23 protein-coding genes, 1 tRNA gene and 1 riboswitch are annotated in these 20,090 nt (G+C 66.6%); of the genes, 11 read left to right on the top strand and 13 right to left on the bottom strand.

Annotation, left to right across the window (positions count from 1 at the left end; all coding sequences use genetic code 11):
- The first annotated feature begins 42 nt into the window (after positions 1–42).
- Together VN11_RS07840 and VN11_RS07835 are read left to right on the top strand one after the other, a co-directional pair.
- Positions 43–621, top strand: a complete 579-nt coding sequence (locus VN11_RS07840; protein WP_053449339.1) for a GNAT family N-acetyltransferase — start codon at positions 43–45, stop codon at positions 619–621.
- A 109-nt stretch (positions 622–730) separates the two neighbouring features.
- The gene (locus tag VN11_RS07835) at positions 731–2,227 is read left to right on the top strand and encodes a S10 family peptidase (RefSeq protein WP_053449338.1); all 1,497 of its coding nucleotides are present in this window, start codon (positions 731–733) and stop codon (positions 2,225–2,227) included.
- 358 nt (positions 2,228–2,585) lie between these two features.
- Here the strand turns inward: VN11_RS07835 and VN11_RS07830 are convergent, their stop codons facing one another.
- Both VN11_RS07830 and VN11_RS07825 read right to left on the bottom strand, forming a co-directional pair.
- Positions 2,586–3,707, bottom strand: a complete 1,122-nt coding sequence (locus tag VN11_RS07830) for an inorganic phosphate transporter (protein ID WP_006431323.1) — start codon at positions 3,705–3,707, stop codon at positions 2,586–2,588.
- Positions 3,708–3,720: 13 nt separating this feature from the next.
- The gene (locus tag VN11_RS07825; RefSeq protein ID WP_004152833.1) at positions 3,721–4,347 is read right to left on the bottom strand and encodes a DUF47 domain-containing protein; all 627 of its coding nucleotides are present in this window, start codon (positions 4,345–4,347) and stop codon (positions 3,721–3,723) included.
- A gap of 292 nt (positions 4,348–4,639) precedes the next feature.
- Here VN11_RS07825 and VN11_RS07820 point away from each other — a divergent pair, with 292 nt between their 5' ends.
- Both VN11_RS07820 and VN11_RS07815 read left to right on the top strand, forming a co-directional pair.
- Positions 4,640–5,944: a hemolysin family protein gene (locus VN11_RS07820; RefSeq protein ID WP_053449337.1), complete on the top strand. Its 1,305-nt coding sequence runs from the start codon at positions 4,640–4,642 to the stop codon at positions 5,942–5,944.
- Positions 5,928–6,587 carry an exopolysaccharide biosynthesis protein gene (locus VN11_RS07815; protein ID WP_053449336.1) on the top strand — a complete coding sequence of 220 codons (660 nt, stop codon included), beginning with the start codon at positions 5,928–5,930 and terminating at the stop codon, positions 6,585–6,587. The genes VN11_RS07820 and VN11_RS07815 overlap by 17 nt, the downstream gene beginning before the upstream one ends.
- Positions 6,588–6,679: 92 nt before the next feature.
- Here VN11_RS07815 and VN11_RS07810 read toward each other — a convergent pair whose 3' ends face one another.
- The 4 genes from VN11_RS07810 to VN11_RS07795 all read right to left on the bottom strand — a co-directional run bounded on the left by VN11_RS07810 (position 6,680) and on the right by VN11_RS07795 (position 9,861).
- Positions 6,680–7,177 carry a pyridoxamine 5'-phosphate oxidase family protein gene (locus tag VN11_RS07810; RefSeq protein WP_053449335.1) on the bottom strand — a complete coding sequence of 166 codons (498 nt, stop codon included), beginning with the start codon at positions 7,175–7,177 and terminating at the stop codon, positions 6,680–6,682.
- Positions 7,178–7,245: 68 nt separating this feature from the next.
- A complete protein-coding gene (locus tag VN11_RS07805; protein WP_053449334.1) occupies positions 7,246–8,241 on the bottom strand; it encodes an LLM class flavin-dependent oxidoreductase in 996 nt (331 codons plus the stop codon).
- Between the two features lie 208 nt (positions 8,242–8,449).
- Positions 8,450–9,217: a sulfurtransferase gene (locus VN11_RS07800; protein WP_053449333.1), complete on the bottom strand. Its 768-nt coding sequence runs from the start codon at positions 9,215–9,217 to the stop codon at positions 8,450–8,452.
- Positions 9,218–9,495: 278 nt separating this feature from the next.
- Positions 9,496–9,861, bottom strand: a complete 366-nt coding sequence (locus tag VN11_RS07795; RefSeq protein ID WP_049456388.1) for a DUF6164 family protein — start codon at positions 9,859–9,861, stop codon at positions 9,496–9,498.
- A 70-nt stretch (positions 9,862–9,931) separates the two neighbouring features.
- Here VN11_RS07795 and VN11_RS07790 point away from each other — a divergent pair, with 70 nt between their 5' ends.
- Together VN11_RS07790 and VN11_RS07785 are read left to right on the top strand one after the other, a co-directional pair.
- Entirely contained in the window at positions 9,932–10,366 is a 435-nt protein-coding gene (locus VN11_RS07790) for an FKBP-type peptidyl-prolyl cis-trans isomerase (protein WP_053449332.1), read from the top strand.
- Positions 10,353–11,600, top strand: a complete 1,248-nt coding sequence (locus tag VN11_RS07785) for a TIGR03862 family flavoprotein (RefSeq protein ID WP_053449331.1) — start codon at positions 10,353–10,355, stop codon at positions 11,598–11,600. The genes VN11_RS07790 and VN11_RS07785 overlap by 14 nt, the downstream gene beginning before the upstream one ends.
- Positions 11,601–11,692: 92 nt before the next feature.
- Here the strand turns inward: VN11_RS07785 and VN11_RS07780 are convergent, their stop codons facing one another.
- The 3 genes from VN11_RS07780 to VN11_RS07770 all read right to left on the bottom strand — a co-directional run bounded on the left by VN11_RS07780 (position 11,693) and on the right by VN11_RS07770 (position 14,472).
- A complete protein-coding gene (locus tag VN11_RS07780; protein ID WP_053449330.1) occupies positions 11,693–12,154 on the bottom strand; it encodes a GNAT family N-acetyltransferase in 462 nt (153 codons plus the stop codon).
- 84 nt (positions 12,155–12,238) lie between these two features.
- Positions 12,239–13,861: an FMN-binding glutamate synthase family protein gene (locus VN11_RS07775; protein WP_053449329.1), complete on the bottom strand. Its 1,623-nt coding sequence runs from the start codon at positions 13,859–13,861 to the stop codon at positions 12,239–12,241.
- 176 nt (positions 13,862–14,037) lie between these two features.
- Positions 14,038–14,472 (bottom strand): BLUF domain-containing protein, encoded by a 435-nt coding sequence (locus VN11_RS07770; protein ID WP_053449328.1) that lies wholly within the window; start codon positions 14,470–14,472, stop codon positions 14,038–14,040.
- A gap of 131 nt (positions 14,473–14,603) precedes the next feature.
- On the opposite strand from VN11_RS07770, the gene VN11_RS07765 reads away from it, so the two are divergent.
- Positions 14,604–14,690: transfer RNA gene (locus tag VN11_RS07765), tRNA-Leu, on the top strand.
- A gap of 56 nt (positions 14,691–14,746) precedes the next feature.
- Entirely contained in the window at positions 14,747–15,214 is a 468-nt protein-coding gene (locus VN11_RS07760) for a hypothetical protein (protein WP_053449327.1), read from the top strand.
- Between the two features lie 4 nt (positions 15,215–15,218).
- On the opposite strand, the gene hemN is transcribed toward VN11_RS07760, so the two are convergent.
- Together hemN and VN11_RS07750 are read right to left on the bottom strand one after the other, a co-directional pair.
- Positions 15,219–16,628, bottom strand: a complete 1,410-nt coding sequence (gene hemN / locus VN11_RS07755; protein WP_053451279.1) for an oxygen-independent coproporphyrinogen III oxidase — start codon at positions 16,626–16,628, stop codon at positions 15,219–15,221.
- Between the two features lie 44 nt (positions 16,629–16,672).
- Positions 16,673–17,113, bottom strand: coding sequence for a group III truncated hemoglobin (locus VN11_RS07750; RefSeq protein WP_053451278.1), 441 nt, complete (start codon positions 17,111–17,113; stop codon positions 16,673–16,675).
- Positions 17,114–17,291: 178 nt separating this feature from the next.
- On the opposite strand from VN11_RS07750, the gene VN11_RS07745 reads away from it, so the two are divergent.
- Positions 17,292–17,579: a hypothetical protein gene (locus tag VN11_RS07745; RefSeq protein ID WP_053449326.1), complete on the top strand. Its 288-nt coding sequence runs from the start codon at positions 17,292–17,294 to the stop codon at positions 17,577–17,579.
- Complete coding sequence (locus VN11_RS07740) at positions 17,576–18,625, top strand: 4Fe-4S dicluster domain-containing protein (protein ID WP_053449325.1); 1,050 nt, start codon at positions 17,576–17,578, stop codon at positions 18,623–18,625. The genes VN11_RS07745 and VN11_RS07740 overlap by 4 nt, the downstream gene beginning before the upstream one ends.
- A gap of 1 nt (position 18,626) precedes the next feature.
- Here VN11_RS07740 and VN11_RS07735 read toward each other — a convergent pair whose 3' ends face one another.
- Both VN11_RS07735 and VN11_RS21755 read right to left on the bottom strand, forming a co-directional pair.
- Complete coding sequence (locus VN11_RS07735; protein WP_008267971.1) at positions 18,627–18,863, bottom strand: hypothetical protein; 237 nt, start codon at positions 18,861–18,863, stop codon at positions 18,627–18,629.
- A 353-nt stretch (positions 18,864–19,216) separates the two neighbouring features.
- Complete coding sequence (locus tag VN11_RS21755) at positions 19,217–19,426, bottom strand: hypothetical protein (protein WP_080374889.1); 210 nt, start codon at positions 19,424–19,426, stop codon at positions 19,217–19,219.
- 111 nt (positions 19,427–19,537) lie between these two features.
- On the opposite strand from VN11_RS21755, the gene VN11_RS07730 reads away from it, so the two are divergent.
- The gene (locus VN11_RS07730) at positions 19,538–19,939 is read left to right on the top strand and encodes an XRE family transcriptional regulator (RefSeq protein WP_040008084.1); all 402 of its coding nucleotides are present in this window, start codon (positions 19,538–19,540) and stop codon (positions 19,937–19,939) included.
- Between the two features lie 22 nt (positions 19,940–19,961).
- A riboswitch (Fluoride riboswitch) is annotated at positions 19,962–20,024 on the top strand.
- Positions 20,025–20,090 lie beyond the last annotated feature (66 nt).

The raw sequence follows: 20,090 nt of genomic DNA, 5'->3' as shown, positions 1-20,090 counted from the left end.
CGGCGGCGCCATAATGCGCGTCCATCCGCGTGGACCACCGTATTGGCCAGCCACTCGCAGCTGTTCCCCGGCCTGCCGCTGCACAGCGCGCGGCTGGTCCTGAGCCCGATCCGCCGCGACGACGCTGCCGCGTTGTTCGTACTGCAGTCGGATCCGGACGTGATGCGCTGGTGGAACCACCCGGCCTGGACACGACCGGCCGAGGCGCGCGAACAGATCGATGACGATCTTGCCGCCCATGCCATCGGCACCCAGCTGAAACTGGCCGTGCGCGAATCCATGGACGGCCCGCTGCTCGGCGTCTGCGTGGTGTTCGCCGTGGACCGTGACGCCGCGCGCGCAGAGATCGGCTACCTGCTGGCGCCCGACCAGCAGGGCCAGGGCTACATGCACGAGGCGCTGCAGCAGGTGCTGGCCTATCTGTTCCGCACGCTGCGCCTGCATCGCGTCGAAGCCGAGATAGACCCGCGCAATGCGCCTTCCGCACACGTGCTGGAACGGCTGGGCTTCCACCGCGAGGGCGTGCTGCGGCAGCGCTGGCGAATCCAGGGGGAACTCTCTGACTCGGCCGTCTACGGCCTGCTGGCCGACGACGACGCGGCCGCCGCCCTGCCCGCTTGACCCAATCTGGCTGCTGGAGGCTGCAGCCTGCGGACATGCCTTTGGACACATACGGCGCGGCCCTCCCCGGCCTAGCATCGGAACCCCCTTCCGCTGCCGAAACGGTGCCATGAAGTCCCTGCTGCATATCGCCGCGCTCTGCGTCGGCCTGCTCATCGCCCCGGCCAGCGTGCTGGCCGCGCCCGACGCCGAGGCCAAGCCCGATCCGAAAGACGACAAGACCGAAGCGCCCGCCCTGCCGGCCGATGCGTCGGCACGCCAGAGCATGCACCTGGCCGGCCGCACCCTGGACTACACCGCCACCGTCGGCACCCTGCCGGTGCGCGATGCCAAGGGCAAGGTGATCGCCGACGTGGTGTTCACCGCCTACACGATGCCGGGCAAGGACCGGCCGGTGACCTTCGCGCTCAATGGCGGGCCCGGCGCGTCGTCGGTCTACCTCAACATGGGCGCGATCGGGCCCAAGGTGGTGACCTTCGGTTCGGAGGGCGACAGCGCCTCGGCGCCGGCTACCCTGCATGACAATCCGGGTACCTGGCTGGACTTCACCGACCTGGTGTTCATCGATCCGGTCGGCACCGGCTTCAGCCGTGCACGCATCGGCGATGACGAAGCCAAGAAAGCGCTGTACAACCCCAGCGCCGACATCGAGTACCTGTCGCGCTCGATCTACGACTGGCTGCTGCGCAACCAGCGCATGGCCTCACGCAAGTACCTGACCGGCGAGAGCTATGGCGGTTATCGCGGCCCGCGCATCACCCACTTCCTGCAGACCCGGCTGGGCGTGGCGATGAACGGCCTGGTGCTGGTCTCGCCCTATCTGAGCCCGACCCTGGAAGACAACGCCGATGTCTCGCCGATGGCCTGGATGCAGACGCTGCCGTCAATTGCCGCCGCGCACCTGGAGCGCCAGGGCAGGCTGACCGATGCAGCGATGCGCGAGGTGGTCGAATACACCCGCGGCGACTACGCGACGGCGCTGATGAAGGGCCGCAGCGATCCGCAGGCGACCGAAGCGATGCTGCGCAGGGTGACCGAGCTGACCGGACTGGACCCACAGTTCGTGCGCCGCGCCGGTGGCCGCCTGGAAACGCAGGCGTACCTGCGTGAAGTGTTCCGCGACAAGGGCACGCTGGGCAGCCGCTACGATTCCAACGTGACCGCATTCGATCCGTTCCCGAACGATCCGGAGCAGCGCGCCAATGATCCGCTGCTGGACAGCATCATCGCGCCGACCACCACGGCGATGGTCGACTTCGTGACCCGCGTGGTCGGCTGGAAGGTGGATGCGCGCTACCAGGCTCTGAACTACGACGTGAACCGGCTGTGGGACCGCAATGGTGAGCTGCGCCAGGGTGCGGTGACCCAGTTGCGGCAGGCGGTGGCGATCGATCCGCATCTGCAGGTGCTGATCGTGCATGGCTGGAACGACCTGTCGTGTCCGTTCATGGGGTCGATCCTGACGGTGGACCAGATGCCGGCGATGGGCAGCAACCCGGATCGCGTGCAGGTGCGCAGCTATCCGGGCGGGCACATGTTCTACAGCCGGGCGGACAGCCAGGCGGCGTTCCGCAGGGATGTGCAGGCGCTGTTCCAGCGTAATTGAGGTGTTCGGCCGGGCCTGCGGCCCGGCACCCGCTGACGGCAACGGCAACGTCAAAAGCCGGGTTCCAGTGGGTTGGCGGGATGGGTCCGGTTGCGGGGGACGCCGTGAACCCGTCCCTGGGGGCTTGGCCGCGGCATCCATGCCGCGGACACCCCCGCAACCGGACCCACCCCGCCTTCGACAGTTTCCCGCTGCTGCCGATGGATGCCGACCGTTGGCCGGCACGGGATCGGATCCCGGTTTCTGCTCTGGCGGGTGTCGACCTTGGTCGACACGATGGATGCGGAAAAATTCTTTGCCCATGAAAAAAGCCCGCCGGAATCCGGCGGGCTTTTTTTGTGCAACGTGTGCCTGCAGATCAGGTCCAGCCGAACAGCTCGAACAGCTTCAGGATCAGGTAGGCACAGCCACCGGCCGCCGGGATGGTCAGGATCCAGGCCCAGACGATGCGTTCGATCACGCCGAACTTCAGCGAACGCGGGTTCTTGGCGAAGCCGACGCCCATGATCGCGGTGGAGATGCTGTGGGTGGTCGAGACCGGCATGCCGAAGTGGGCGGCCAGGGTCAGGATGGTGGCCGAGCTGGTTTCCGCGGCGAAGCCGTGGATCGGATGCAGCTTGACCATCTTGTGGCCCAGGGTCTTGATGATCTTCCAGCCGCCCGAAGCGGTACCGGCGGCCATCACCACGGCGCAGGTCAGCACGATCCACATCGCGATGCCGTCACCGGCATGGGCGTCCGGGTGCATGAAGGCCAGCCACGACGGCAGGTCGTTCAGTGCGCCGGTCGCTTCGGCACCGATCAGGGTCATCGCGATGATGCCCATGGTCTTCTGCGCGTCGTTGTGGCCGTGGGCAAAGCCCATGTAGGCCGCCGAGGCGATCTGTGCCTTGCCGAAGAACGCGTTGACGATGCGCGGACGGGCCAGGCGGCCGATGGCACCACCGATCTTGGCCAGGCCGGCGATCAGCCCCCACAGCAGCACCATCACCACGATGCCAAGCAGGAAGCCGGCGATCGGCGAGGTGATCATCGGCACGAACACCTTCCACAGCAGGCCCTTGTTCTGCGCCCAGCTGCCCAGGCGCTCGGACCAGATCAGCGCGTCCCAGTTGTTGTGCGCAGCGGCCAGTCCGGCGCCGCAGAGGCCGCCGATCAGCGCGTGCGAGGACGAGGACGGCAGTCCCTTCCACCAGGTGATCAGGTTCCAGATGATGCCGCCCAGCAGGGCGCACAGGATCACCTGCGGGGTGACGTCGACCACGTTGGTGTTGAGCAGGCCCGAAGCAATGGTCAGCGCCACCGCGGTACCGGTCAGTGCACCGATGAGGTTCATGAAGGCGGCCAGCATCACCGCCCAGCCGGGCGAGAGCACCTTGGTCGCCACCACGGTGGCAATGGAGTTGGCAGTGTCGTGGAAGCCGTTGATGAACTCGAAGACGAGCGCGGCCAGGATCACCACCAGGACAAGGGTCAACATGCGGCGGCGTCCGTCAGCTGTTCTTCAACACGATCTGGTACGCCACCACGCCGGCCTCGCGGCAGCGGTCGATGGCCTTTTCCAGGATCTCGAAGAATTCCTTCAGCAGGAACATCTGCAGGTTGTCCAGGCGGCCCGAATAGATGTCGCGGTACAGCTCGAGCATCAGCCGGTCGGCCTCGTTCTCCAGCGAGCGCAGCTTCTCGTTGAGCGCGGTCATCCGGTCCAGGTTCATGTGGCGCAGGTCGGCCACCATCTCCACCACCACCCCGGCGGCCTGTTCCAGCATCGCCGCGCGCGGCGCGAAGTCGATGTGCTCCAGGTGGGTCGTGGCCAGCGAATAGCGATCGGCGAACTTCTCGATCTGCTTGGGAATCTTGTACAGCGCCGAACCCAGCGCTTCGATGTCTTCGCGCTCGATCGGGGTCATGAAGCTGTCCACCAGCGCCTGGCTGATCTTGTCCGAGGCCGCGCGTTCGCGCAGGCGGGCCAGCTTGAAAGCGTCCAGCGCCGGCTGGCGGTCGGCCTCGCGCAGCATGGAATGCAGCGCCTTGGCGGCGTCGGATGCCGCGACGGCGGCCTCATCGAGCAGGGTGTAGAACTGTTTGCCGGAACCGAAAATGGTCTGCAGAGAGAACATTGAGAAACCTGTCAGCCGTCGCGGGAAGGACGGCACCAGACGGAATTATGACGGCTAGATGACCATCTCGGGTATCCCTGCCCCCTTTCCGGGCCTTGGCCCGCCCAACCTGAACAGGCAGTTGCCACCCTGCCACGCCCCTTTGCTAAGATGCCAGCGCGCCTTCGGGCGCACCTTATGGACGACGACCCTTATCCCCCAGCGCCGCGCCGGACCCCGCTCCTGAGCGCCAGCCGCCATCGCAAGCACCCGCCCTCCCTGCCACCAACCGGGGACGACGCCCGTGTTTGAAATGATCCTGATTGTCTTCGCGCTTGTTCTGCTGAACGGCTTCTTCGCCATGTCCGAGATGTCGGTCATGACCTCGCGCAAGAGCCGCCTGAAGCAGATGGCCGCCACCTCCAAGCGGGCCGCCAAGGCACTGGAGCTGTCGGAAAAGCCGGAGAGCTTCCTGTCCACCGTGCAGATCGGCATCACCGTGATCGGCGTGCTGACCGGCTACCTCGGCGGTGAAGCGCTGGGCGAGGCCTTCGCCGGCTGGATCCAGGGCCTGATGCCGGGCTTTGCCTACGCTGGCAACGTCGGCACTGCGCTGGCGGTCAGCCTGATCACCTTCATCACCCTGATCTTCGGCGAACTGGTTCCCAAGCGCCTGGCGCTGACCCGTTCGGAGGCCATTGCCGGCCTGGTGGCGATGCCGATGAGCTGGCTGGCCAAACTGGCCCTTCCCTTCGTGTGGCTGCTGTCCAGGACCACCCAGCTGGTGCTGCGGCTGTTCGGCCTGGGCAAGGATGAAGTCGCCTCGGTGACCGAAGAAGAGATCCGCATGCTGGTGGCCGAAAGCCATGAGGCCGGCGTGATCGATGCCCACGAGCGCGACATGATGAACCGTGTCATGCGCCTGGGCGACCGCACCGCCGACAGCCTGATGACCCCGCGCAACCGCATTGCCTGGCTCGACACCCAGGCCGGGCTGGAGCGCAACCTGGAAATCATGGCCGAGCATGAGTTCTCGCGGTACCCGGTGTACCGCGACAACGACATGGACGTGGTCGGCGTGCTTGAGCTGAAGTCGCTGGCCACGCGCATGGCGCGCGGCGACACCGCGCTGTTCCAGACCCTGCGCGAGCCGCTGTACGTTTCCGAATCGACCCATGCGATGAAGCTGCTGGAGATCTTCCGCGAGGAACAGCAGTCGATGGCGCTGGTGGTGGACGAGTACGGCGAGATCCAGGGCCTGGTGACCATCAGCGACCTGATGGGGGCCGTGGTCGGCCGCCTGCAGGCGGTGGAGAACGCCGACGAGGATGCGCTGGTGGTGACCCGCGAGGATGGCTCGCTGCTGGTGGATGGCTCGCTGCCGATCGAGGACCTGCGCGAGCTGATCGGCAGCAACGACCTGCCCGATGCCGAGGACGGCGACTACTACACGCTGGCCGGCATGTGCATCCACTACTTCGGCCGCATCCCGCATGCCGGCGAATACTTCGACTGGGCCGGCTGGCGATTCGAAGTCGTCGACCTGGACGGTGCGCGGGTGGACAAGCTGCTGCTGCGCACGCTGTCCGACGAGCAGGCCGATGAGCTTACCGCCTGAGGCCGGCCAGGGTCCGGGCGCCGAGCGCTCGGCCTACCGCAACGAGGGCATCCGTACCCTGCTGGAGATGTTCGCCTCCGGCGACCCGGCCGAGCACATGCCGCTCGGCCAGATCCTGTGCAACCTGCAACAGAGCGCGTTCGGCGTGTTCCTGTTCGTGGCGATCCTGCCGTCGTTCATCCCGATCCCGGGCATGGGCGGCGCGGTCAGCGGCCCGCTGGTGATCCTGATCGGCCTGCAGATGCTGTGCTGCCTGCGGCGCCCGTGGCTGCCCGGCTTCATCGCCCGCCGCGGGCCGAAGCGCGGCACCATGCACCGCTTCCTCGACCGCATCGACCGGCCGCTGCGGCGCCTGGACAAGATGCTGAAACCGCGCCTGTCGCAGCTGCTGACCCCGCTGCCGGCGCACGCGTTCACCGGCCTGCTGCTGGTGCTGCTGGGCGTACTGCTGTCGCTGCCGATCCCGTTCACCAACTTCCTGTTCGGCTTCCAGCTGCTGCTGTTCGCACTGGCATTGCTGGAACGCGATGGCGCGCTGATGCTGTTCAACTGGATTGCCGCGCTGGCGGCCATCGCGTTCTTTGGTTTCAGTTCCGGGCAACTGGTGGGCTACACGGTGGAGCTGTTCCAGCGCTGGTTCTGAACCGGAACCCGGTAGGGCCGGCCGCTGGCCGGCTGCCACGTTTGCAGGATTGCCGGCCAGCGGCCGGCACTACCAGTACCGGACATCGGTCATCAGCGCAGGTCGATGAACCCGTTGTCGGCCAACGCCGCCGGTTCGTCCTGCACCGCCGACAGCACGAACGTCAGCGCCTTGCCCAGCAGCGTACCCGGGCCATCCCAGTACTCGGCCGAATCGGCCCGCACATGGATCAGGCGCAGGTTGGGATCCTCCTTGCCGCCAGGGAAGAACAGCTTCATCGCAGGCGACCACAGTTCCTCGATCTTCGCGCGATCATCCACCACGCGAGCGCGACCGGACACCGACACATACGTGTTCTTCGAGGGCGAGGCATAGGCCACGTTCACCCGCGGATCGAGTGCGATCTCGGCCACCTTCGGGCTGTCGGCGGTGATGACGAACCACAGGTCACCGCCGAACGCGACCTGCTGGGTGGCCAGCGGCCGGCTGTAGAGGCGGCCATCCACCCCGGTGGTGGTGAACATCGCCACCTCCACGTCCTTGATCAGTTCGGCCAGCTGGGCGATGTGTTCGGCGCGGGTATCGGCCATGGGGGGGCTCCATTGGGATGAGCCCCCATCAGACGCGGTGTGGCTGCAACAGCCCGTGACGCAAGTGTTCAGCCCGCGTGGCGAGCGTGCCAGGCGTGCATCGCCAGTTCGAACGAACGCAGGCGCGCACGGTGGTCATACAGGTTGGCGGTGAGCATCAGTTCGTCGGGCGCGTGCCGTTCGACGAAGGCGGCGATGCCGTCGGCCACCTGCTGCGGATCACCCAACACGGTGCAGGCCAATGCCCGCTCCACGCCCAGCTTTTCATGCGGTTCCCAGAAGGTTTCGATGTCGTCGATCGGTGCCGGGATCTTGCCCGGGCGACCGCGCCGCAGGTTGACGAAACTCTGCTGCTGGCTGGTGAACAGGCGGCGCGACTCGGCTTCGCTGTCGCTGGCAACGACGTTCAGCGCCAGCATCGCGTGCGGCTGCTTCAGCGTGGCCGAGGGGCGGAACTCGCGGCGATAGACCGCCAGCGCTTCGTCCATCACGTCCGGAGCGAAATGCGAGGCGAACGCGTACGGCAGGCCCATCGAAGCGGCCATGCGCGCACCGAACAGGCTCGAACCCAGGATCCAGGTCGGTACGCGCAGGCCGCCGCCGGGAACCGCCTGCACGGGCTGGCCGGGTTGCACCGGCTCGAAGTAGTGCAGCAGCTCGCGCACGTCCTGCGGGAACTGGTCGGCACTGTCGAAGTAGCGGCGCAGGGCGCGTGCGGTGGGCTGGTCGGTGCCGGGCGCCCGACCCAGGCCTAGGTCGATGCGGTCGGGATACAGCGAGGCCAGCGTACCGAACTGTTCGGCCACCTGCAGCGGCGCGTGGTTGGGCAGCATGATGCCGCCGGCACCGACGCGGATGCGCTTGGTGCCACCGGCGACGTGGCCGATCAGCACGGCCGTGGCCGCGCTGGCGATGCCGGGCATGTTGTGGTGTTCGGCCAGCCAGTAGCGGCGGTAGCCCAGCGCATCGGCGTGCTGGGCCAGTTCCAGCATGTTGGCGAAGGCGGCGGTGGTGTCACTGCCCTCGCAGACCGGGGCCAGGTCGAGAATCGACAACGGGATCATCAGCGGTTTTCCGTCACAGGATTTCCCATGCATGGGGTCGGCCAGGCGCGGCGGCCAGTGACGGTGGCGGGATGCTGATTCCTGCGGAATGGGTTCAGAGCCCGCCGGACATGGCCCGGGGCGCCACGCGTGTCGGGTAGTGCCGGCCGCTGGCCGGCAGACAGACAGCCCTTGCAGCCGGCCAGCGGCCGGCTCTACCAATGTGTAGTCAGAACGCGCTGGGGCGCGGCTCGGGCAGTGGCTGGTCGACCATCGGCTTCAGCTCGGCATCCAGCGCCACGCGCTCGTCGAACACGAAACAGCGGCCTTCGTAGCCCTCGCCACCGACGTCCTCGAAATAGCCGAGGATGCCGCCGTCGAGCTGCAGCACGTTGTCCATGCCGTCGTTGACCATCCACAGTGCGGCCTTCTCGCAGCGGATACCGCCGGTGCAGAAGCTGACCACGGTGCTGCCCTTCAACGCCTCGCGGTGCGGCGCCAGCGCCTCGGGCAGGTCGGTGAACTTGTGGATGGGCAGCACCAGCGCATCCTTGAAGGTGCCGTACTCCACTTCCTGCAGGTTGCGGGTGTCGAGCATCACCACCGGCTTGCCGACGTCATCGTGGCCCTGCCGCAGCCAGCGCTGCACCGTGGCCGGATCGACCGCCGGAGCGCGCGGGTACTCCAGCGGCTGGCCGTCATCGCGGCGGAAGCTGATGATCTCGTCCTTCACCTTGGCCTTCAGCCGCGCAAATGGCTGGTGCTCGCTGAGGCTGGTCTTGACCCGCATATCGGCAAAACGCGCATCGGCGTGCAGCGCCGCATAGAAGCCCTCGACCGACTTCGGCGCACCGGCCAGGAACAGGTTCAGCCCCTCGCCCGCCACCAGGATCGTGCCCCGCAGCCCAGCCGCCTCGGCCCGCGCCAGCAGCTGGTCGCACAGGACCTGGGGAGCGTCGATGACGGCGAAATGGTAGGCGGCGGTATTGGCGATCATCCCGCCATTTTAGCGCCAGACCATCCCAGGAGCAGACTTGCCCGTTCATCCACGCACCGCGTGGATCTACAAAGCTCATGAACCTGTCAGGGGCGGGGCGGTGTGGGCAGGCGGGGGCGCAGAGCGCCATGGATGGCGCTCTACGAGGCACGCAGGAGCAGTTTTTGCCGTCCCCCGCCTGCCCACACCGCCGCGCCATCCCACGGAATCCAGCTTTTGCCGTTGCCGTTGCTTCTGCGGGTGCCGGGTGCCGGGTGCAACCCGGCAGGAAGCCCCCTTTACCCCCGCAACAGCATGAACGGCAGCAGCACCAGCGCCGCCGCGCCCGCCATCCCCAGCAGCACCAGCACCACGAACACCGGGCGCCGCCGCAACAGGCTGCCGAAGGTCTCCGCCGTGCCGTCGCGCAGCGCCTGCTCGCGCTCTGCACGCACGCGCTCGCCGCGCGCGGCCTGATACTCGGCCATCAGCGCCTTCGCACGCGGATGATCGGCATCCTCGCGCAGCCACAGACCGCCGTTGGAGATACCCCAGGGGCTGGGTTCGGTGCGATACCAGGCGATGCCATGCTGATCCAGCAGCGTGCAGACATCGGCATATTCGTCGTCGCCGACGTTGCGCAGATTGAGCAGAAGTTTTGCCATGCCCCCATGATACCCGGCACCGATGCGCTACCCTTGCCGCCCTCGCCCTGCGCCCTTCCGGAGACGCCCGATGCGCCGCCTGCTGCTTCCCCTGCTGCTGTCCCTCGCCGCCGCTGGCTGCTCGACCGGGCCCTCCGGCCCACCGCCGGGCGGCACCCTGACCACCTTTGAGCGCATCGACAGCGTGCCCGGCACCGGTGCCGAGGCTGTCGCCGGCAGCAAGGTCACCGTGCACTACACCGGCTGGATCTACGACAACCGCACCGAGACCAAGCACGGCAAGACCTTCGACAGCTCGGTCAGCCGTGGCGAACCGTTCACTTTCGCACTCGGCGCCGGCCAGGTCATCCGCGGCTGGGATGAAGGCGTGGCCGGCATGAAGGTCGGCGGCAAGCGCACGTTGATGATCCCCCCGGACTACGGCTACGGCGACCGCCGGGTCGGTCCGATTCCGGCCGGCTCGTCGCTGGTGTTCGACGTCGAGCTGCTCGATGTCAAACCGTAATACCGCAGCGCAGTGTCGGGTCGCCGTGATCGGCGGTGGCCCGGCCGGCCTGTTCGCCGCCGAGCGCCTGCGTGCGGCCGGGCTGGACGTCGACCTGTACGAGGCCAAGGGTTCGCCCGGCCGTAAGTTCCTGATTGCCGGCAAGGGCGGGCTCAACCTCACCCATTCCGATCCGCGGCCGCTGTTCGACAGCCGTTACCGCGAGCAGGCGACTGCCGTCGGCCAGTGGCTGGACGGCTTCGACGCGCAGGCGCTGCGTGACTGGGCCGCCGGTTTCGGTGTGGAGACCTACGTGGGCAGCTCCGGCCGCGTGTTCCCGGTCGACCGCAAGGCCGCGCCACTGCTGCGCGGCTGGGTGCGCCGGCTGAAGGAACAGGGCGTACGCCTGCATGCCAACCATCGCTGGATCGGCTGGAACGACGACGGCGCGCTGCGCTTCGCCACCGAAGCAGGCGAGATCGATGTCCACGCCGATGCCACGGTGCTGGCGATGGGCGGCGGCAGCTGGCCGCAGCTGGGCAGTGACGGCGCCTGGGTCGCGCCTCTGCAGGCGCGTGGCGTGGACATTGCGCCCCTGCAGTCGGCCAATTGCGGTTTCGACGTGGATTGGACGCCGTTCTTCGCCCAGCGCAATGCCGGCGCACCGTTGAAGCCGGTGGTCGCGCACTGGATCGACCTGGCCGGCCAGCCGCAGTCGCTGCAGGGCGAATGCGTGGCCAGCGAGTACGGTATCGAAGGCAGCCTGATCTACGCGCTGGCGGCTGACCTGCGCGAGACCATCAATCGCGATGGACACGCCATGCTGTGGCTGGATCTGGTGCCGGGCCGCGACGAGGCACGCCTGCTGGCCGACCTGTCGCGCCCGCGCAAGGGCCGCAGCTTCGGCGAGCACCTGCGCCGGCAGGCCGGCCTGGATGCGGTGAAGGCGGCGCTGGTGTTCGAGATCCTCGGCAAGGAGGCCGGCAATGATCTGCCTGCCGTGGCCTCCACGCTCAAGCGGCTGCCGTTGCGCCTGCTGCGGCCACGACCAATGGCCGAAGTGATCAGCACGGCCGGTGGCGTACGCCTGGATGCACTGGATGATGGCCTGATGCTGCGGGCGTTGCCCGGCGTGTTCTGTGCAGGCGAGATGCTCGATTGGGAGGCCCCGACCGGCGGCTACCTTCTTACTGCCTGCTACGCCAGCGGCCTGCGTGCGGCGGAAGGCGTGATCGGATGGTTGGCCGGGCGGTGACGCCCGAACTGTAGAGCCGAGCCATGCTCGACTGCATTTGATTCAGGCGATAAAGCAGTCGAGCATGGCTCGACTCTGCAATTGCCGGGCGCTCACCATGGCCGGCGCATGCTCACCGAGGCCAGCGCCACGCCGCTGGGATGCGGGTAGGCTTCCTCGCGCTCGGCAATGAAGCCCTGCCGTTGATAGAACGGCACGGCATTGAGCGAGGCCGACAACACCACGTCGCGCTCACGGTCGGCCATCGCCAGCAGGCGCTGCATCAGGGCCTGGCCGATCCCCTTGCCACCCCGGTCCGGATCAACGAACAACGCATCGATTTCATTGGCATCGGTATCGAACACGCCGAAGCCGAGCAGGGCGCCCTGCGCATCCTCGGCCACCACGCAACCGCCCTGCCCCAGCAGCCGCGCGTACTGCGACGGCGGTGGCGAGGCCGACCAGGGCGCGATCACCTCCGGCGGGTAATGGCTGCTGCAGGTCTCGCGCACGCACCGCGTACGCAGCGCCCACAGCGTGGCTACATCGTCGGCCGTGCCTGTTCTGAACTGCATGACATCTCCTTGTAGAGTCGAGCTTGCTCGACTGTTCTTCGTTCCAGACACGCAGTCGAGCATGGCTCGACTCTACAACGGCAGCTACCGCGACTTGCTGGCGCGCAGTGCCTGGATCTTCGACGGCGGCTGGAACGAGTCGCTGCGCGCATCGGCCCAGAACGCATGGAACACCGCGTGGTCGGGCACCTTGTGCAGCAGCTCGCCCGGTTCCAGGTAGCGGTACAAGGAGGCAAGCGAACGGATCTCGACCGGCGAAACGCGACGCAGGATGTGCTCAGGCCCCAGTTCGGCCGGATCGTTCAGGCCGGCCGCGCACAGCAGTTCCTTCAAGGCATGCAGTGTGTGCTCGTGGTAGCTGTGCACGCGCGTGGCCTTGTCTGGTGCGTCCAGATGCTTCCAGCGCGCCGGGTTCTGGGTGGCAATACCGGTCGGGCACTTGTCGGTGTGGCAGCTCAACGACTGGATGCAACCCAGCGCGAACATGAAGCCACGCCCGGCATTGCACCAGTCGGCGCCCAGTGCGATGGTGCGCGCGATGTCGAATGCACTGGTGATCTTGCCGGCCGCGCCGATGCGGATGCGCTCACGCAGATCCAGCCCGACCAGCGTGTTGTGCACCAGCAGCAGCGCTTCGTGCATCGGCACGCCGACGTGGTCGACGAACTCGGCCGGTGCCGCACCGGTGCCACCCTCGGCACCGTCGACCACGATGAAGTCGGGAAGCAGACCGGTTTCCTGCATCGCCTTGGCGATACCGAACCATTCCCAGGGGTGGCCGATGGCCAGCTTGAAACCCACCGGTTTGCCACCGGACAACCCGCGCAGGCGCGCGACGAACTGCAGCAGTTCGACGGGCGTCGAGAACGCCGAGTGACGCGACGGCGACACGCAGTCCACGCCCATCGGCACGCCACGGGTCACCGAGATCTCAGCAGTCACCTTCGGTGCCGGCAGCACGCCACCGTGGCCCGGCTTGGCGCCCTGTGACAGCTTGATCTCGATCATCCTGACCTGGTCGTGGGTGGCGTTGGCGACGAAGCGCTCTTCGCTGAAGGCACCCTTCTCATCACGGCAACCGAAATAGCCCGAGCCGATTTCCCAGACCAGATCGCCGCCCATCTCGCGGTGGTAGGGCGAGATCGAGCCTTCGCCGGTGTCGTGGTAGAAGCCACCGCGGCGCGCGCCTTCGTTCAGCGCACGGATTGCATTGGCCGACAGCGAGCCGAAGCTCATCGCCGAAATGTTGAACACGCTGGCCGAATAGGGCTTGGCGCAGTTGGCGCCGATCAGCACGCGAAAATCATGCTTGGCAATGGACGTGGGCGCCAGCGAATGGTTGATCCACTCGTAGTCCACCGCATAGGTGCTGCGCAGGGTACCGAACGGCACCGTGTCCATCTCGTTCTTGGCGCGCTGGTAGATCAACGCCCGCTGTTGCCGCGAGAACGGCACGTCTTCCAGGTCGCTCTGCACGAAGTACTGGCGGATCTCCGGGCCGATCGACTCCAGGCCATAGCGGAAATGCGCCATCACCGGATAGTTGCGGCGCAGCGTGCTGCGCTTCTGCAGCAGATCCCAGGTCCCCAGCGCCACCATCGCGGCAGTCAGGCCGACGCCCCAGTACCAGGCCGGCCAGATCGTGGCCAGCCACAGGCATATCGGGAACATCAGGATGGCGAGCAGGTAGACGATATACCGGTGCATGGCTTTCCTCGGTTGCAACTGCCCCCGAGTCTACCGCGCTGCCCGTCTGCCGGGTTTGCAGGCGATCGCCTTTAGACGGGCCTGGGCCATCGCCGGCACCCCTGCTTCATGAGCGGCTTCCACTGTTGAACCGGAGGTGATACGACTGAAATCGGACAGGCGTCGCCCAGACTGGCTCAGGAACCCAGCGCGACCGCCGCCGGCTCGAGCTCGCCGTCTGCGCCGGTCCAGGCCTGCAGCAGGCGTTCGAAGCCACCGCTGCCAAGCAGGAAGCCCGGCCAAGCCGCCTCGACGATCTGTGTCAGCAGGTCTGCCTCGATCCTGCGGGTACCCATCGACCATCGCGGAAACGCCCGCTGCAGCACCGGCGCGCGGCACAACATCTTCACCTGTCCATGGCTGCGGGCATTGACGATGCGCTGGAACACCGAATCGATGCCATCTTCGGGGCCTTCCAGGTACTGCAGGAAACGCGTGCCATCGAACATCAGGACACCGGTGACACCCGCTACGCGATTGAATGCCGTGGCATCGGCCAACAGGCGATCAAGATCGGTTGTCTGCAGATCGGCACGGGCCTCACTGGCATAGGCAATCGCGTGTAGCGACATCAGATGGCTCCCCCCCTGGGAACGATGGCTGGAACTATGACATGAATAGGAACGACAGTTAAGCACGCCACCCACCCTGCACAATCGGGTCGCAGCCCTGCGGGTGGGCTACAATCGGCGCCGCGTTGCAGGCCCGGATGGCGAAACTGGTAGACGCATCGGACTTAAAATCCGCCGGGGGCAACCCCATGCCGGTTCGATTCCGGCTCCGGGCACCAACATCGCAGCGCAGGATGGCGTCCGCCCTTCGGGGCATTGCACAAGGAACCCGCACATGAAGCTTTCTGTCCTGATGCTTGCCCTGCTCTGCACCGCCAGTCTTCCGGCGTTGGCTCAGTCGCACTCCGATACCCGTCGCAATCGCGATGGCAGCATGGACATCCGCCACAGCGATGGTTCGTCCACCCGCATCACCCGTGACCTGTCCAAACGCGTGATCGCCGAGCACAGCAACGGCAGCCGCTCAGTCACCACGACCGATCTCAGCGGACGCAAGCGCACCACCTACAGCGACGGCAGCTACTCCGACACCACCACCGATCTGAGTGGCAGGATCATCACCCAGTACAGCAACGGTGCCCGCTCGACCAGCACACGCGACCTGAGTGGCAGGTGGCGCACCGAGTACAGCGATGGTTCGTACTCGACCAGCGTGCAGGACCTGAGCGGCAACTGGCGTACCACCGCCAGCGGCGGCATGGCGGCCAGGCATCCGGAGCGCGGCTTCGGCAAGAAGCGCTGAGTTTTCAGATCGCACGCGAGTAGCGCGGCTGCTCATGCGCCGCGCGCAGGTACGGATCGAAGCACATCGCCAGCAGCCGCAGCAGCGGCCGTCCCGGCTCGCTGGCACGCACCACGCCCTCGCGGTACTCCGCCAGGCCGTCCTCCTGCAGCCGCTGCACCGACCGCAGGTCTTCAGCGAAGTACCGCTCGAAATCCACGCCGTGGCGCTGGCCCAGCACAGCGCCATCCACCTCGCCCTGGCACATCAGCTGCTGGATCAGTTCCGCGCGCAGCTGGTCGTCGGCACTCAGCGCCACGCCGCGCCAGACCGGCAGCTGGCCCTGGTCCACCGCGTCCTCCCACGACGGCAGGTCACGCGGATTCTGGCTGTAGGTGGCACCAATGTGGCTGATCGCACTCACGCCCAGGCCGAGCAGATCGGTATCGGCGTGGGTGGTGTACCCCATGAAATTGCGATGCAGCTGGCCGGCACGCTGCGCGCGTGACAGATCCTCTTCCGGCAGCGCGAAGTGATCCATGCCGATGTACTGGTAGCCGGCGGCGGAGAGCTTCTCCACTGCCAGGCCCAGCAGCGCCAGCTTGTCTTCCGGCGAGGGCAAGCGGCGTTCGTCGATCTGCTTCTGTGCGCGGAACAGGTGCGGCAGGTGTGCGTAGCCATACACCGCCAGGCGATCCGGGCGCAGCGCCAGCACCCGCTCAAGGGTACGGCCGAACCCCTCCAGGCTCTGCCCGGGAAGGCCATAGATCAGGTCGACGTTGACCGAGCGCATGCCACTGTCGCGGCAGGCTTGCAGGATATCCAGCGTCTGCTGCACGCCCTGTATGCGGTTGATCGACTCCTGTACCTGCGGATCAAAGTCCTGCACGCCCAGGCTGGCGCGGTTGAAACCCAGCCGCGCCAGCATGGCGACGTCGTGGGTATCGATGAAGCGCGGGTCCAGTTCGATCGAGAAATCACGCTGTGGCGAATCGCTGAAATCGAAGCGACGGCGCAGGCCTTCCACCAGCGCAGTCATCGCCTCGGCTTCGAGGAAGTTCGGCGTGCCCCCGCCCAGGTGCAGCTGGATGACCTCACGGCCGTCCTCGAACTGCGGCGCCAGCAGGTCGGCCTCGGCCAGCACGCGCGAGACGTAGCTGTGGCCACGGCCGCGATCGCGGGTGATCACCCGGTTGCAGCCGCAGTAGAAGCACGGGCTGGAGCAGAACGGCACGTGCACGTACAGCGACAGCGCGCGGGCCAGCTGGTTGCTGTCGGCGATCGCCTGGCGCAGTGCCGGCGCGTCGAAGCCGTCGTGGAAATGCGGCGCGGTCGGGTACGAGGTGTAGCGCGGCCCGGGCCGATCGTGGCGGCGCAACAGGTCGGGGTCGAAGGTCCAGGCCAGGCCGCCGGCAGCGGGAGAGAACGTGTCCATGGCGCCAGCATCGCGCCGGGCGGCCGTGACCGCCTTGACCCAGATCAATCCTTGGCAGGGATGCCCAGCACCGGCAGGCCGACCTGCGGCCAGCGCAGCATCTGGTAGCGCTTCCAGAAGGTGTCACCGATGCGTGCGGCCACGTCGTTGGCCAGCGCCTGCATCGGCGGGTTGTTGCATTCGGCGGTGGTGATGCGGAACAGCACCAGCCAGCGGTCGAACAGATCCTTGTCCAGCTCGATGGCCATGTGCTTGGACATCGGCGAGCCCTTGAAGCGGCGGGTAGCGCGCAGCATCGCCGACCAGAAGTCGACCAGCTGCGCCAGGTGCTCCGGCCAGTCGTGGACATGCGCTTCGAACACCGGCCCCAACCGCTCTTCTTCGCGCACGCGCGCATAGAAGTCGTGGACCAGGCGGGTCACGTCCTGCTCGGTACACAACTCGGGCGAGGCAACGGGGAGGACAGGCGGAGGCGTGGCGTTCATCGGGTACCCAAAGCGTGCCGGCAGTGTGCCGCAGCCGGCCGGCACCGCCGTTGATCCAGATCAATGTCGGCGCAGTTCGCTGCCCCTAGGCTGGCACGCTTGCAGGAAGCATGCCCTGCGGATGCTGCGCCGGACCAGGCGGAGTATACGCGCCGCCCACTTATCGATCCGGGACAGCATGAACAGACCCTCCCTCAGCCGCCGCCAGCAGCTGATCCAGCATTGGGGCGCCATCCTCTGGCCCAGCTTCATCGCCGCTGGCGTGGCCAGCATGGTGTTCTTCGCCTTCGTCGATCCGTTACGCCTGCAGGCCATCAGCTTCCCGGGAACCACCATCAGCCGCGAGCTGGGCTATACCGCAGGCTTTTTCATGTTCTGGACGGTGACGGCGCTGTCCAGCGCGGTTACCTGGTACCTGCAACGGCCGATGCCGAGCGACGACGACGACGAGCTGCCACTGGGATGAGTACGCCCTGCCCCACGACGCCGCGCCCGCGGCACTGGCGCGGCATCCTCAGCGCAGGCCTGCTGGCACTGTTCTATGCGCTGCCCTGGTTGCGCTGGGACGGTCATCAGGCCGTGTTGCTGGACATCAATGCCCGGCGCTTCGACCTGTTCGGCTGGACGCTGTGGCCGGGTGATGTGGGAGTGCTGATCGGCCTGTTGGCAGTGCTGGCGGTGAGCCTTGCGCTGCTCACCCATCTGGCCGGACGCATCTGGTGCGGCCATGCCTGTCCGCAGACATTGTGGCGACGTGCCTTCGACTGGATCGGCCGCACCGTATCCCGGGCACTGCCAGCGGCACTGGCGCGACCGGCCACGCAGCTTGCATGGGGCCTGCTGTCGCTGTGGACCGGAATCACCTTTGTCGGCCTGTTCAGCCCGATCGCCGGGCTGGTGGCCGCCGCGCCGCACGCCGCCTGGAGTGGCTGGGAAACGTTCTGGGTACTGTTCTACGCCGCTGCCACCTGGGGCAATGCCGGCTTCCTGCGCGAGCAGGTCTGCCGTTCGCTGTGCCCGTTCGCACGCCTGCAGCCACTGCTGACCGATCCCCATACACCGCGCGTCCTGTATGACGCGCGCCGCGCCGAGCCGCGCGGACCGCGCCCATCCGGCCTGGGTGGTGTGCTCGGTCGCGGCCGTGGCCTGCTCGACCCGACCACCGCGCAGGACTACGTGTTCCGTGCCGCGCATCCGCTGCTGGCAGGACCGATGCCAACGTTCAGCGCAGACCGCCTGGGTGACTGCACCGACTGCGCCGCGTGTGTCAGCGCCTGCCCGATGCAGCTGGACATCCGCCAGGGGCCGCAGGCCGATTGCCTGGCCTGCGGCGCCTGCCTGGAAGCCTGCGCACAGCACCAGCACCGGTCCGGTTTCGGCCGGGGGCTGCTGCGCTACTGCAGTCCGCAGGTGATGACCGGCCAACCGCGGCGCTGGTGGCGACCGCGAACCCTGGCCCTGCTGTCTCTGCTGCTGGCGCTGCTTGCCTGCGGCGGCTGGCGCCTGCTCTGAATCAGCGCGGCCCGTCGGCGTGCGGCGGGACCAGCTGTGCACGGCGGACAATGCCCAGCTGCTCGATGATCAGCGCCATTTCGTTGGTGACTTCGGTGCGTTCGGTCCCCTGCGGGACCAGGCGATCCAGCACCTGCTGGTAGGTATCCCAGAACGCCGGACCGCATCCGTGTTTGTGATAGCTGGCTTCCAGTTCGCGGCGTACCCGTTCAGCCAAGCCATGCATGCCGTATTCCATACGACCTCCGTTGGACTTGTTCTGCATTGTTGACGGTCTACCGACTCACTTGCGTGCTACTGAAAGACTCCCGGGCTTCACGTCCGGTTGATGCCAATTAGTCATAGATTTCACGACAGGTCAATTACATGCACCGACTTTCGTGATCGAAATTATTAATCGTTCACAAAACTACATACGCTGCCCCGGTGGCGCCGGATGGGTTGAACCCGACGTGCCCTCCGGCCGACAGACGCCGAACTTCTATTGACGACACTGATTGAGTTCTTTCGACCCATTGAATTTGCCCATTTTGCTAAGTCTACTTAGCAAATGGCGCTTAGCGTGCTAGATGCGACAAAAGACGGCGCAGATCAGATGGATTCGCTGCCTGGCGCGTCGGTTTCAGGGAACAGCTGCGGGTAGTGCTGACGCAGGATGTACTGCCGCAGGGCAGGAATCGGAAGGTCCTTAGGCCATTGCGACACTGCGGATCGGCTTATGCCAAAGAAGCGGGCCAGTTCGGCATCGGTCCTCAGTCCCAGCCGGGTACGCACCTGCCGTTTGCTCCAGAATTCGGTCACGGTCGGTTCTTCTGTTAACCAGACTTATTCTCGCGGCAAGGATTCTTGGCATTCCACGCGTTAAGCTGGCTTGCATAGATGAATACTCTCGGCCAACGACTCGCCGCCGCCATGAAGAAAGCCGGGCACCCTCGCCCGGCCGATCTGGCCCGCGCCGCCAAATCCACAACGGCAACCATCAGCAACTGGCTCAATGACCATGTGAGCGCCTCTCATGTGAAGGCCGCACAGCTGTTCCGCATCGCCGATGCGGCCAAGCTGGACGCGCGCGAACTGCTGTACGGGGTGACCGGACGCGGCGTAGGCGAACCCGGCAATGCCTACATCCCCAGCCAGGCCCATCTGGATGTCTGGCAGGACGCCTACGAGCTGGTCAGCCACCTGGTGGCCGAGAACGGGCTGGAAATCGACCACCGCCGCCATGCCGCGCTGGACCTGCTCGCGTTCGAGCTGCTGATGGATGGCTTCAGCCGCAGCAAGGTCGCCCGCGTACTGACGACCTCGATGACGTAAACGCACTGCCGCTGGTAGCATGGCCCGCGATGGGGATGGAGCTCCCCGATAACCGCCTGGAAGGGCTGATGGCTCCTGCCAAGACGAACCCGGTGTTCGTCGACGGCAGGCCGTGCCTGCCCTCGGCGTTCGCCATCGGACCTGCGAACCC

The organism is Stenotrophomonas maltophilia (assembly GCF_001274595.1).
GTDB classification, from domain to species: domain Bacteria; phylum Pseudomonadota; class Gammaproteobacteria; order Xanthomonadales; family Xanthomonadaceae; genus Stenotrophomonas; species Stenotrophomonas forensis.
The sequence above is the reverse complement of the archived record's forward strand: the minus strand, read 5'-3'. Positions and strand labels throughout refer to the sequence as shown.